This is a genomic window from Methylobacterium variabile, from assembly GCF_001043975.1.
Classification (GTDB): Bacteria; Pseudomonadota; Alphaproteobacteria; order Rhizobiales; family Beijerinckiaceae; genus Methylobacterium; species Methylobacterium variabile.
Genome location: NZ_LABY01000063.1, coordinates 59,989 through 72,368 on the forward strand (window position 1 = coordinate 59,989; position 12,380 = coordinate 72,368).

General features: G+C 70.9%; 10 protein-coding genes. 2 read left to right on the forward strand and 8 right to left on the reverse strand.

Features of this window, described 5'->3' with window-relative positions:
* Positions 1-47 precede the first annotated feature (47 nt).
* Both VQ02_RS10675 and VQ02_RS10680 read right to left on the reverse strand, forming a co-directional pair.
* On the reverse strand, positions 48-989 hold the full coding sequence (locus VQ02_RS10675) for an HD domain-containing protein (protein ID WP_209436997.1): 942 nt from the start codon (positions 987-989) through the stop codon (positions 48-50).
* A 2-nt stretch (positions 990-991) separates the two neighbouring features.
* Positions 992-2,182 (reverse strand): inositol-3-phosphate synthase, encoded by a 1,191-nt coding sequence (locus VQ02_RS10680; protein WP_048444164.1) that lies wholly within the window; start codon positions 2,180-2,182, stop codon positions 992-994.
* Positions 2,183-2,507: 325 nt separating this feature from the next.
* Between VQ02_RS10680 and VQ02_RS39035 the strand changes: the two genes are divergently transcribed.
* On the forward strand, positions 2,508-3,833 hold the full coding sequence (locus tag VQ02_RS39035; protein WP_048444165.1) for a transglycosylase SLT domain-containing protein: 1,326 nt from the start codon (positions 2,508-2,510) through the stop codon (positions 3,831-3,833).
* 186 nt (positions 3,834-4,019) lie between these two features.
* Here the strand turns inward: VQ02_RS39035 and VQ02_RS10690 are convergent, their stop codons facing one another.
* Both VQ02_RS10690 and VQ02_RS10695 read right to left on the reverse strand, forming a co-directional pair.
* On the reverse strand, positions 4,020-5,606 hold the full coding sequence (locus VQ02_RS10690; RefSeq protein ID WP_245239682.1) for a DHA2 family efflux MFS transporter permease subunit: 1,587 nt from the start codon (positions 5,604-5,606) through the stop codon (positions 4,020-4,022).
* A gap of 27 nt (positions 5,607-5,633) precedes the next feature.
* Entirely contained in the window at positions 5,634-6,911 is a 1,278-nt protein-coding gene (locus VQ02_RS10695) for an HlyD family secretion protein (RefSeq protein ID WP_048444167.1), read from the reverse strand.
* Positions 6,912-7,175: 264 nt separating this feature from the next.
* On the opposite strand from VQ02_RS10695, the gene VQ02_RS10700 reads away from it, so the two are divergent.
* Positions 7,176-7,847 carry an HdeD family acid-resistance protein gene (locus tag VQ02_RS10700; RefSeq protein ID WP_048444168.1) on the forward strand — a complete coding sequence of 224 codons (672 nt, stop codon included), beginning with the start codon at positions 7,176-7,178 and terminating at the stop codon, positions 7,845-7,847.
* A 67-nt stretch (positions 7,848-7,914) separates the two neighbouring features.
* Here the strand turns inward: VQ02_RS10700 and VQ02_RS10705 are convergent, their stop codons facing one another.
* From VQ02_RS10705 to VQ02_RS10720, 4 genes are all read right to left on the reverse strand, one after another.
* On the reverse strand, positions 7,915-10,050 hold the full coding sequence (locus VQ02_RS10705; RefSeq protein WP_048444169.1) for a S9 family peptidase: 2,136 nt from the start codon (positions 10,048-10,050) through the stop codon (positions 7,915-7,917).
* An 88-nt stretch (positions 10,051-10,138) separates the two neighbouring features.
* Positions 10,139-10,570, reverse strand: coding sequence for a SufE family protein (locus tag VQ02_RS10710; RefSeq protein WP_048444170.1), 432 nt, complete (start codon positions 10,568-10,570; stop codon positions 10,139-10,141).
* Between the two features lie 79 nt (positions 10,571-10,649).
* Complete coding sequence (locus VQ02_RS10715) at positions 10,650-11,651, reverse strand: sensor histidine kinase (RefSeq protein ID WP_048444171.1); 1,002 nt, start codon at positions 11,649-11,651, stop codon at positions 10,650-10,652.
* Positions 11,652-11,875: 224 nt separating this feature from the next.
* Positions 11,876-12,265, reverse strand: coding sequence for a DoxX family protein (locus VQ02_RS10720; RefSeq protein ID WP_048444172.1), 390 nt, complete (start codon positions 12,263-12,265; stop codon positions 11,876-11,878).
* Positions 12,266-12,380 lie beyond the last annotated feature (115 nt).

The window sequence follows — 12,380 nt, forward strand, 5'->3', positions numbered from 1 at the left end:
TGAGATAGAGCACGGGCGCGAACGCCCAGGGGCGTCCACTGTCCGCCTCACGACAGCCGCATGTCGGCGAGCACCCGGTCGTGGAAGCCCTTCACCGGGCCGTCATGGACGAGGGCCATCTCGCCCAGCACCGTGTCCATGGTGAGCGAGGCCGCCCGCAGATGCTGGGCGATCTGGAGCACCCGGTCGATCACGTCGGCGGCGTGGAAGGCCCGCCCCTCCGCGGTGCCGTCATCCGGCAGGATCTTGCGCGATGACGCCACGACCTCGCGCAACGGCGCGTCCAGCTCGGACAAGGCTCGCTCGCTCAAGGTCGCGATGACGGAGTCGAGGTGGTCCCCAAGCAGGATCTCGCCGGTGAAGCCCGCATCCGGCATCAGCGCGTTGTGCAGGTGGTGGGCCAGCGCTGCGACGAAGACCGTCGTCGGGTCGGCGCCGTAGAACGGGCTCAAGGCCACGCCGTAGGCCGCCACCATCAGGCAGTGCTCGGCGTGGTTCTCAGGCGGCTCGAGCAGGATGCGCGGCTTGCCCGGGCAGGTGACGCCGGCACGCGGCTGGTCGGCCTGGAGGCGGGCGAAGGCCGGCATCGGGCCGGGCGTCCAGTCCCGCGGCGCGGCCAGGCAGGCGCGCAAGGCCGAGGCAAGGGCGGGATCGAGCGGGCCCGCCACCTCGTCGAAGCCCCGCACCAGCACGGCGGAGGCCTCTTCCGGCGAGAGGCCGGCGAGGCTCAGGAAGGCCGCGTCGAGGTCGCCGAGGCGCGAGGCGGCGAGCGCCTTGGCGGTGATGTCGAGGGCGAGGGCCTTCGGATCGGCCCCGCCGGTCAGCGCCGACCAGGCCTGGAGGAAGAGCCGCTCGGCGATCGAGCCGTCGCGCCCGGCGGACCGGACGCGCTTGATGTCGTTGAGCTCGACCAGGAGGTCGCGCAGGGGGAGCGGGGCGTGAGCCCCGCCCGCCGCAAGCGGATTGGCGGGAATTTGGCTGCCGGCCATCCCTAGTGGACGCCGAGCCAGTCGAGCAGCATGCGCTCCTGCGCGCCGAAGGCGTGCTCGGGGCCGTGGCCGTTCTTGACCATCGGCGCCTTGAAGAACAGCGACAGCTGCTCCTGCACGCCGCCGTCGCCGCGCTTCTTGGCGAGATCGAGCACGCGGGCGATCTCGATCACCAGCGGCGCGGCCAGGATCGAGTCCTTGCACAGGAAGTTGATCTTGATCTGCATCCGCTGGCCGAGGAAGCCGGTGACGTCGATGTTGTCCCAGGCTTCCTTGTCGTCGCCGCGCGGCCGGTAATAGTGGATGTGGACCAGGTGATCCTCGACCGGATAGCCGAGGATCGAATCCAGCACCGTGCCCTTGGTGTTGAGCTTGGACTGGAGCGAGTCCTTGTCGTTGAGCGCCAGGCCGTCGCGGTTGCCGAGGATGTTGGTCGAGAACCAGCCGTCGACGTGCAGCGCCCGCGACTTGAGCGCCGGAGCCAGCACCGTCTTCATCATGGTCTGGCCGGTCTTGCCGTCCTTGCCGGCGACCGGAACGTTCATCTGCTTGGCGAGGTCGACGAGCGCCGGCACGTCGGCGGCGACGGAGGGCGTGAAGTTGGCGTAGGGGATGCCGTTCTTGATCGCCGCGTAGGCGTAGAGCATCGCCGGGCTGATCGCCTCGTCGCTGGCATCGAGGCCGCGCTCGAAGGCGGCCGCCGAGTTCAGCGTCGGGTCGTCGAGGTCGGGCCAGCGCTCGGTCGAGGCGAGGTTGACCACCACCACGTCGTCGACGCCGGATTCCTCGCGGAAGCGCTTGAGGTCGTCGGCGATGCAGTCGACCGCCTCGCGGTGGTCCTTGGCGACGATGCGGTTGCCGCCGTCGATGTTCTTGCAGAACTTGGCGCTGCCGACCGCCGGCCACGGCTTCATGCCGTTGAGCACCTGGGCGCCGTTCTCGAGATCCTGCTTGGTGAGCACGCCGTGCCCGCTCGCCGCGGCGCCAAGGTCATCGCCGTTGAGGTCCCAGCCACCGAAGACGAGATCCTTGTACCCGACCATCCCGGCCACAGCGTGGCCCGCAAGGGGCAGTCCATCGAGACGGTTCGAACCGGACTTGATCATCTCGATGCCGGCGATGGCAGTGGTGGCGACAGCCCCACCCATCCCGACGAAAGCGACGCCGAGGCGCCGACCGGGCTGCATGCTCATCGGTAGGGATTGTCCTCTTCGCTGACCCGCGGACCCCGAACAGGGCGCTGGGGCATCGTTCGCCCACTCCGCGTGGCGACAGGAAATGTCCCGGGAAGTATTTGGTTCCGGCGAGTGCGCGATTTTTTCGTGTCCCGGACATCGATCGGGCGGCCCGTGTCGTCGCCTGCGCGAGGACCCGAGAGGCCGCCGCGCCGCAAAATGGCCCCAGGGCCTGCCCCCGCCTCGTCCCATTCTGGACACACCGGACGGCCAGAGGTGCCGGAGAGCGAAGCACGGCGCGGCCCGCAAGGACCGGATCCGCGCGAAGGACAAAAGGTTGGAGATGGGGGTTTTCACGGAGCCGGCGCACCGCGCCGACGACGCTGGCCGACTCGTGCCCGAGACGGGCACCGACACCATCCGCTGGCTGCACGCCCGCGAGGGCCACCAATCCCGAGCCCGCGGTCGCACCACGGTGGCTGCCTCACTGACGCGCAAGGCCGCTGCGGCCCTCGCGGTCGGCGTCGCCTTCGCGGCCTGCCTGCCGCAGGACGCCTTCGCCCCCGCCGCGGAGGCGCATGACCGGATCGACTTCACGGCACCGCGCCCGCCCGTGGCCTCCCGCGGCGTCTCGCCGGACTGGACCGGCCCGGCCCTGATCGAGGAGACGCCGAGCACCACGGCACTGATCCGCGACGACCTCGCGCGCCTGCAGCAGGAGACCCGGCAGGAGGAGTCCCGGCCGGACACCGCGCAGGAGATCCGGGGCGATCAGGCCAGCGGTGACCAGGAGAGCGGTGACGAGGACCTGCCGGGCGAGGCGTCGGCCGCGCCTGAGACCATCCACCTCGAGACCGTTCGGGTGGACGCCATGCGCCTGCCCTCCATGCCCCTGGAGCCGGCGCGCCTCGAGCCCGCACCGGTCGCCCATCCGGAGGAGACGGCGGACGGGCTGGTGATCTTCGGCGACAAGAAGGTGCCGCGGGTGCTGGTCGAGGCCATCGTGCGGGCCGCCCGGGAGACCGAGGTCGACCCCGTCTACCTGATGGCGCTCGCCGACAAGGAATCGAGCTTCCAGCCCAGCGTGCGCGCCTCGACCTCGACGGCCGAGGGGCTGTTCCAGTTCCTGACCGGGACCTGGCTCGAGCTGCTGCGCAGCTTCGGCGCCAAGCACGGCTTCGCGGCGGAAGCCGGCCTGATCGAGCGGCGCGGCGGCACCCTCGTCGTGCTGGGCGAGGCCGACCGGCGGCGGGTCCTCGCCCTGCGGCGAGACCCCTACGCGGCGAGCCTGATGGCCGGGGAGATGATGAAGCGGGACCGGACGCGGGTCGAGCAGCGCCTCGGGCGCGACCTGACGATGACCGAGTGCTACTTCGCCCACTTCCTGGGCGCCGCGAGCGCCGGCAAGTTCATGGAACTGACTGCCGAGAAGCCGCACCAGCCGGCCCAGGCCTCGTTCCGGGCCGCCGCAAAAGCGAATCGCAGCCTGTTCTTCCGCCGCGAGGGGAAGAAGACGCGCAGCCTGACGGTCGCCGAGGTGTACGACCGCCTCGACGGCATGATCGATCAGCGCCTCGACCTGTATCAGCCGGTCGTGGCGATCGCGGAGCGCATCGATACCCGCAGGCCGAGCGACGCTCCGCCTGCGGCCCTGAGCCAGCTCCCCTGAGGCCGGATTGAGCGAAGCGGCCGGTCGAGGAGGACGCGCGGGAAGGACGGGCCTGCGCGTCGGGACACTGCAACAACGGCGTGCGGGCCGGGCGGTTCCGGCTCGATCAAGGATTTTTTAAGCGATCGTCCGGACGGCACCGGGAGCGGGCCGGTGGCGCGCCGCCATCCGAACGGAAGACACGGTTCAGTGCCCTCCGGCCGGCGCTTCGCCGCCGCGCTTCACGTTCTTCAGGATCATCGCCAGGGGCACGGCGCAGGCGGAGACCATGGCGAGCGCCCAGAACACGTCGATATAGGCGAGGAAGGCGGCCTGGGTCTGCACCTGGCGGCCGATCCAGGCGATGGCCTGGCCCTCGGCATCGACCGAGCTGGCACCGCGCGTGGCGAAGAACTGCGTCGCCGCCCGCAGACTCTCCTTGTAGGCCGGCTCCGAGGGCACGACGTGCTCGACCAGCCGGCTGGTGTGGAACTGCTGGCGGTAGGCCAGGATGTTCTGGGCGAGCGACACGCCCATCGAGCCGCCGACGTTGCGGGCGACGTTGATCAGCGCCGAGGCCTGGTCGGTCTGGTCCTTGGAGATCCCCTCGTAGGAGGCCGCGGTGATCGACAGGAAGATCATCGGCAGGCCGATGCCGATATAGATCCGCGACCAGACGAAGAACCCGAAATTGAGGTCGCCGTACAGGTTGGTGAGATCGATCATCGCGAAGGCGATGATGGTGGCGCCCGCCGCGATCAGGTACTTCGGCTGCACGTAGCCCGAGACGCGGCCGACCACGAACATCATCAGCGCGGTGACGACGCCGCCGGGCGAGAGGGCGAGGCCGGCCCAGGTGGCGGTGTAGCCGAAATAGTCCTGCAGCAATTGCGGCAGGAACTGCGTCGTGGCGATGAGGATGGCGCCCGTGGCGAGCATCACCAGGAAGCAGGAGCCGAACTGGCGCTTGGCCAGCAGGCGCAGGTCGATGACCGGGTTCTTGTGGTTCAGCTCCCACGGGATCATCGCGACGAACGAGACCACCGTCAGGCAGGCGAAGACGACGATCAGGTTCGAGCCGAACCAGTCCTTGCGCTGGCCCTCGTCGAGGACGACCTCGAGCGAACCGAGGAAGGTCGCCACCAGAAGAAATCCGACGATGTCGAAGCGCACTCCCTCCCGGCGCAGGCGCTTCCTCTCCTCGACCGCCGATTTGGGGTCCTGCACCAGCCACCAGATCAGGAACAGGGCGATCACGCCGACCGGGGCGTTGATCAGGAAGCACCAGTGCCAGGAATACTGGTCGGAGAGCCAGCCGCCGAGCGTCGGGCCGACGACGGGGGCCACCACGATGGCGACGCCGTAGAGGGCGAAGGCCTGGCCGCGCTTCTCGGGCGGGAAGGAATCCGCTAGGATCGACTGCGCCAGCGGCGCCATCCCGCCGCCGCCGAGGCCCTGCAGCACCCGGAAGAACAGCAGCGATTCGAGGCTCCAGGCAAAGCCGCACAGCACGGAGGAGACCGTGAACAGGGTGATCGCCGCCATGAAGAAGGCCTTGCGGCCGTAGCGCTTGGCGAGGAAGCTCGAGGCGGTGAGCACGATCGCGTTGGCGACGAGGTAGCTCGTCACCACCCAGGCCGCCTCGTCGGGGCCGACCGCGAGCCCGCCCGAGATGTAGCGCAGGGCCACGTTGGCGATCGTGGTGTCGAGCACCTCCATGAAGGTGGCGATCGCCACCACCATGGCGATGATCCACGGGTTGTGGTCGCCGGCCGCGCTGTCGGCGGGGCTCATGGCAGGGCTCTTGGCGCTCATCGCGGGTCAGCGCACCCGCACCGTCGGCACGATCGACATGCCGGGGCCGATCGAGACGTCGGCCGGCCAGTCCTCGACCGTGATCTTCACCGGCACGCGCTGGACCACCTTCACGTAGTTGCCGGTGGCGTTCTCGGCCGGCAAGAGGCTGAAGGCGGTGCCCGAGCCCGGCTGCACCGAGGCGACCCGGCCGCTGATCTTGCGGTCCGGATAGGCGTCGATCTCGACGTCGACCGGCTGGCCCGGGCGCATGTCGGTGATCTGGGTTTCCTTGAAATTCGCCGTGACCCAGATGTCGTCGGGCACGAACATGCTGAGCGCCTGACCCGCCTGCGCGAACTGCCCGACGGCGCCGGTGAGGCGCACCACCCGGCCGGGCTGGGCGGTGGTGACGGTCGTGTACTCGAGGTTGAGCCGGGCCTGCGCCTCCTGCGCCCGCGCCTGGGCGAGGCTCGCCTCGGCGCCGGCGCGCTGCGCCTCGAGCGAGCCGATCTGGCGCTGCGCCACCGTCACCGCGGCGTTGGCGCGATCGAGGCTGGCCTGCTGCTGCTGCAGGTCGGCGGTCGATTGCTGCGAGCGCTGGACGCTGCCGGCACCGCGCTGGGCGAGGTCCTGGTAGCGGGCCGCGTCCTGCTTGGCGAACTGGAGCGCCGCCTTGGCCTGCTCGACCTGGGCCTTGGCCTCCTGGATGCTGCCCTGTTGCGCCTGGATCTGCGCCTCGTAGCCTTTGATCTGGGCCTGGGCCGACTGGATCTGCGCCCGGGCCTGCTGGAGCGCCACCTCGTAGTCGCGCTTGTCGATCTGGAACAGCACCGTGCCGGTCTCGACGTGCTGGTTGTCGGTCACCGGCACGGCGGTGACGTAGCCCGAGACCTTCGGGGCAACCGAGAACTGGCGCGCATCGACGAAGGCATCGTCGGTGCTCTCGTAGGGATGGACGTAAGTCAGCCAGTACCAGTACCCCGCCGCCCCCGCGAGGAGGAGCAGGACGGCGCCGAGGACGAACCACAGCGGGTGGCGGCGGATCAGGCCCGGCTTCTTCGCGTCCTTCTTCGCGTCCTTGTCGTCGTCATCCTGCTCGTCCGCGCGGCTTTGAGCGTCGGCGTCCCGGTCGGTGGCCTCGTCCTGCGGCGCGGTCTCGCGCAAGGCGCGGGTGTTCTCGCGCAGGGCACGCGTGTTCTCGGTGCGCGCCTCGTCCCGCGCCGCCTCGCCGTCCCGCGCCACGCCGGGCGCCGGCGCGTTCCGCCCCGTAGGGGCCTCCACCCGCGACTGATCGTCCAACATGTCGTGAATTCCACGCGACGGTCCGAATCCCGACCGGACCCGCAAGGCGCCCGCCTCGGCCTGGAAGACGCTGGGGCATGAGCGTCAGTTCCGCGGCGCGGCGAAAAAGCCGCCCCGGCTCCGGGATGAAATCGAGGCGCAGATCGTTCGCACGCCGGGCGCGACCGAAGGTCAATGGAACAGCCACGCTCCGCGAACGTTCATGACGGAAAAGCAGGGCCTTGCCGCGGCGCTCCGGCGCGTGTCGTCCTGGAGGATGCTTGCATGAGCACTGGACCGTCGACCCCGAATGCCCCGCCGGGCAGCCCGCCGCCGTCCGGCGCCGCTCCCGATCCTCACGCTCGTCTCAGCGCGATGAGCGCCGTGCTCGCCCGCAACTGGTGGCTGGTCGCCCTGCGGGGTGTCTTCGCGATCCTGTTCGGCATCGTGGCGCTGGTCGCGCCGGGGGCGACCCTGCTTACGCTGGTGATCTTCTTCTCGGCCTACATGCTGGTCGACGGCATCACCGAGATCGTCGCCGCGGTGCGGGCGGCGGAGCGGCATGAGCGCTGGGGCTACCTGCTGGCCGCGGGCCTCCTCAACATCCTGGTCGGCGTCCTCGCCTTCCTGATGCCCGGCAGCACGCTCCTGGCGTTCATCTACCTCATCGCCGCTTGGGCGCTGGTGACCGGCGGCCTGATGATCGCCGCCGCCTTCCGGCTCCACCTCGACCACGGCCGCTGGTGGCTGGTGCTCGGCGGAGTGCTGTCGGTGCTGTTCGCGATCGCGCTGGTCATCAGCCCGATCCTGTCGCTGCTGGTCCTGACCTACTGGATGGGCGGCTACGCCATCGCCTTCGGGGTGTTCATGCTGATCCTGGCCTTCCGGCTGCGCAGCCGGCACGTCGGCTCGGCGGGCAGCGCGGCGCCGGGCGACGGGTCGGTGCGACCGGTGTGACAGCACCGCCCGAGCCCTCCCCCGCAGGAAGAGGGAGGGCTCGGGCGTGCGTCACGACGAAGGGGCTTTACGCCGCCTCTGCCCCCACCGCCGCCAGCGCGAAGGCGTAGATCAGCGCCACCTCCTCCAGGCGGTCGAAGCGGCCGGCGGCGCCGCCGTGGCCGGCCTCCATGTTGGTGCGCAGCAGCACCGGGCCTCCGCCCGTCATGGTGGCGCGCAGGCGCGCGACCCACTTCGCCGGCTCCCAGTAGGTCACCCGCGGATCGGTGAGGCCGCCGAGCGCCAGGATCGCAGGGTAGGCCTTCGGCACGACGTTGTCGTAGGGCGAGTAGGACAGGATGGTCTCGAAGGCCTGGAGGTCGGCGCCCGGGTTGCCCCATTCGGGCCATTCCGGCGGGGTCAGCGGCAGTTCCCCGTCCAGCATGGTGTTGAGCACGTCAACGAACGGCACGTCGGCGACGATGCCGGCGAAGAGCTCCGGCGCGAGGTTCGCCACCGCTCCCATCAGCATGCCGCCGGCGCTGCCGCCGTGGCCGACGATGCGGCCCGCGCCGGTGTAGCGCGCCGCGATCAGGGCGCGGGCGCAGGCGACGAAATCCGAGAAGGTGTTCGGCTTCTTCTCGCGCTTGCCGTCGAGGTACCAGCGCCAGCCCTTCTCGGTGCCGCCGCGGACATGGGCGATGGCGTAGACGAAGCCGCGATCGACGAGCGAGAGCGGGTTGGTGCGGAAGGCCGCCGACATCAGCGAGCCGTAGGAGCCGTAGCCGTAGAGGAGGAGCGGCGCGGTGCCGTCGAGGGCCGTGTCGCGCCGGTGCAGCAGGGAGATCGGCACCTGCTCCCCGTCCGGCGCGGTCGCGAACAGGCGCCGGGTGACGTAGGCCGCCGGGTCGTGGCCGCTCGGCACGTCCTGGCGCTTGCGCAAGGTGCGCTCCCGGGTCGTCGCGTCGTAGTCGTAGGTCTCCGCCGGCGTCGTCATCGACGAGTAGGTGAAGCGGATCAGGTCGGTGTCGAAGGCGTGGCCGGGCGACAGGCTCAGCGAGTAGGCCTCCTCCGCGAAGGCGACGGTGTGCTCGGCGCCGCTCTCGGCCTCGCGCACGATCAGTCGCGGGCGGGCGTTCTCCAGCTCCAGCCGCACCAGGTGGCGGGCCAGGACGTGCTGGAAGCGGATCATCACGCCGGCCCGGTGCGGGATCAGGTCGCGCCAGTTCGCCCGGGCTGGGTCCGCAAGCGGCGCCACCGCGATCTTGAAGTCCTCGGCGCCGTCGGCGTTGGTGAGCACGAACAGCTCGTCGCCCCGGTGCTCGACCGAGTAGATCAGCTTGTGCTCCCGCGGCGCCACGACGCGCAGGGGCGCGAAGGGCGTCGCGCGCTCGGCGAGATGGACCTCGGAGGTCTCGTGGTCGTTCGCCGTCACCACCAGGTAGGCGCCCGATTGAGTCTCGCCGATGCCGACGAAGAAGCCCGGATCGGCCTCCTCGTAGACCGTCTCGTCCTCGCTCTGCGGGCTGCCGAGGCGGTGCAGCATCACGGTGGCGGGGCGGTGGTTGGCGTCGACCGCGACGTACCAGAAGGCGCGGCCGTCGGCGCTCCACACCACGTCGCCGGTGGTGGCCACCACCGTGTCCTCGCGGTCCTGCCCCGTCGCAAGGTCACGCACCCGGATGGTGTAGAGCTCGGAGCCCTTGGTGTCGGCGCTCCAGGCCACCAGCGCGTGGTCGTCGGAGTGGCTGGCATCCTCCAGGCTGAAGAAGGCGTGCCCCTCGCCTTCCCGGTCGCCGTCGATCAGGATCTCCTCGCCCGGGCCGGCGAGGTCGCCGACGAGGCCGGGCGCGACCGAGGCGACCGGGCGGCGGCAGACCAGGGGGTGCTGCCCGCCTTCGCGGTAGCGGGTGTAGTAGGCGAAGGGCCCGTCGACGTCCGGCACGCTGCCGTCATCCTCGCGGATGCGCCCGCGCATCTCGGCCACCAGGGTCTCGCGCAAGGAGGCGGTGCCGGCGAGCGCCGCCTCCGCGTAGGCGTTCTCGGCCTCGAGGTAGGCGCGGATCTCGTCCGGCAGGACGGCCGGGTCCTTCAGCACGTCCTTCCAGTTCGGCGCCTTGAGCCAGGCGTAGGGGTCGGTCACCGTGCGGCCGTGGACCGTGACGGTGACGGGCCGGGCTGGCGCCGACGGCGCGGCGGCGGGCGGGCTCAGGCGAAGGGTCATGCGGCTCCCCGGGAAGACATCCCAGGGGATGTGCCGTCCCGGAGCAGCCGCCGCAAGGGCGGCGATCGACGCCGCGAGGCCGAGCGCCTTACGCCGCGGCGGCCGCGACGCCCTCGGCGTCGGCCCGGATGCGGTCCATCATGGCGCGGGCGCCGTTCGAGCGCTGCGCGGTGAGGTGCTCGGACAGGCCGAGCTTCTGGAACAGCCCGAGGGCGTCGGCCCGGGCGGCGTCCGCGGCGGTGCGGCCGTCGAAGAAGGCGATCAGCACCGCCACCACGCCCTTGGTGATGTGAGCGTCGCTGTCGCCTCGGAAACGCAGCCGCGGCTCGGGGCCGGAGCGGTCGACCTGCGTCTCGAGCCAGACCTGGCTGACGCAGCCGCGCACGCGGTTGGCCTCGCTGTGGGCCTCCTCGGGCAGAGGGGGCAGCTTGCGGCCGAGCTCCATCAGGTACTGGTGGCGGTCGTCCCACTCGTCCAGGAACTCGAAGTTGGAGACGATCTCGTCGATGGGCGGCAGCATGGGACCTGAGGCGTGTGGCCGTGGCGGCGGGAGACACGGGATATAGGTGGGCGAGGCGTCGCCCGCCACCGCCGGCGCGTCAGGCCGGCAGCGTCAGCTCGAGGGGTGAGTCCGGCATGCCGGTGCCGGAGACCGCGATCTCGGCCTGGCCCGCATAGGCGGCGATGAGGCGCGGGCCGAGCCTGGGCACGCCGGCTGGCATCTCCCCGGTGACGCCACCGGAGACGATGCGCACCCGCACCGGCTCGCCGGGGGCGCCGGCCGGCACCGCGACCCGCGTGACGCAGGCCACGGTCTCGCCGGTGCCGTCGAGGCACTCGGCGACGATCTCGGCCAGGATCATGCCGAGGGCGTTGACGGTGCGCGGCTGCAGGAGCGCCGTGCGCCCGGCCTCCACGCTGACGGTGATCCGCCCGGCACGGCGCAACTGGCCCAGGCCTTCGGCCAGGCGCGTCAGGTAGTCGACGAGGTCGACGCTGGCGATCTGCGGCGCCTCGTGCAGGTGCTGCTGCACCAGGGCGATCGCCCGGACCCGCTGCCCGAGGGCGTCGAAGGCCGGGCGGCAGGCCGCGGCTGCGGCCCGGCCGTAGAGCCCGATCAGGCTGACCGTCACCTGCAGGTTGTTGCGCACCCGGTGGTAGACCTCGGCGAGCAGCGCCTCCTGCTCGGTCAGCGCCCGGGCGGCCTGCTCCTCGGCCTCCTTGCGCTCGGTGATGTCGAAGCAGGATCCGGCGAAGCCCGAGAAGGTCCCGCCGTCGTGGACCGGATAGGCATGGCCGTGGATCCACCGGAAGGCGCCGTCGTGGCGGCGCAGGCGATACTCGGCGGTGTGCGGACGGCGCCCCGCATAGGCCGCCGCCAGGGCGGCCTCGTGATCGTCCCTGTCCGCCGGGTGCAGCCCTTCCTTCCAGCCGTGGCCGAGTTCCTGCGCCGCGTCGCGGCCCCGGAACTCCGTCCAAGCCGGGTTGACGTAGATGAAGCGGGCCTCGGGGTCGGCACGCCAGATCATCAGCCCGGCGCCCTCGGCAAAGCTGCGGAACGCTGCGTCAGCCCGGTCCGGCGATGATGTCTCCGCGGCCATGCTCTCGCCTGCTCCTCTCGCGTCGCCGATGCGCTCCTTCAGGGCCGGTCAACGTGCCGGACCCGGCGCCGTTCCGGCGGCCGGCAGGATGGAAAATCTAGACAGGTTTCGCGGACGCGGTCGCCGGCTTGCGCGACGAAAACCTGTGAATCGCCGTGACGCGGAGCGGACGGCAGCGTCGGTTCGCCGACGCCCCTCTGCCCACACACGTCTGCCCGGGGCGCTCAGCGCCGGTTGAGGGCGAAGCGGCCGGGGCCGGCGGCGGCGATCATCAGGAGGCCGCCGACGATCGAGAGGTTCTTGAGGGCCTGGATCTGGTTCAGGCGGGCGGCCTCGCCGGACATCGACCAGAAGTTATGGAAGACCACGATCGTCGCGATCGTGAAGCCGGCGAGCAGCACGGAGGCGGTCCGGGCGTAGAAGCCGAGCGCGATGAGGAGCCCGAGGCCGAGCTCCGCCGCGATGGTGAGGTAGGCCAGCACCTGCGGGTAGGGCAGTCCCTTGCCCGCCACCAGGGTCGCGACGCCGGCCGGGTTCATCAGCTTCTGGAACCCGGACACGCAGAACAGCACCACGACGAGGATGCGGGCGAGGCTGAACACGGCTTGGCTCATCGGGGTCTCCGGAATGTCTCGGAGCCTGGTTGGACGGCCTCGCCTCGGAACAGTCAAGCCGTCGGCCTACCCAGGGCAATCGGGTGAATGAGGGAGGTGACAAGGGCCTGAAGGT

Bases quoted from the DNA above. Each gene is read 5' to 3' on its own strand.
- VQ02_RS10710 (WP_048444170.1), bottom strand. From the start codon at position 10,570: ATGCTGCCGCCCATCGACGAGATCGTCTCCAACTTCGAGTTCCTGGAC.
- VQ02_RS10695 (WP_048444167.1), bottom strand. From the start codon at position 6,911: ATGTTGGACGATCAGTCGCGGGTGGAGGCCCCTACGGGGCGGAACGCG.
- VQ02_RS39035 (WP_048444165.1), top strand. From the start codon at position 2,508: ATGGGGGTTTTCACGGAGCCGGCGCACCGCGCCGACGACGCTGGCCGA.
- VQ02_RS10720 (WP_048444172.1), bottom strand. From the start codon at position 12,265: ATGAGCCAAGCCGTGTTCAGCCTCGCCCGCATCCTCGTCGTGGTGCTG.
- VQ02_RS10705 (WP_048444169.1), bottom strand. From the start codon at position 10,050: ATGACCCTTCGCCTGAGCCCGCCCGCCGCCGCGCCGTCGGCGCCAGCC.
- VQ02_RS10715 (WP_048444171.1), bottom strand. From the start codon at position 11,651: ATGGCCGCGGAGACATCATCGCCGGACCGGGCTGACGCAGCGTTCCGC.
- VQ02_RS10680 (WP_048444164.1), bottom strand. From the start codon at position 2,182: ATGAGCATGCAGCCCGGTCGGCGCCTCGGCGTCGCTTTCGTCGGGATG.
- VQ02_RS10675 (WP_209436997.1), bottom strand. From the start codon at position 989: ATGGCCGGCAGCCAAATTCCCGCCAATCCGCTTGCGGCGGGCGGGGCT.
- VQ02_RS10690 (WP_245239682.1), bottom strand. From the start codon at position 5,606: ATGAGCCCCGCCGACAGCGCGGCCGGCGACCACAACCCGTGGATCATC.
- VQ02_RS10700 (WP_048444168.1), top strand. From the start codon at position 7,176: ATGAGCACTGGACCGTCGACCCCGAATGCCCCGCCGGGCAGCCCGCCG.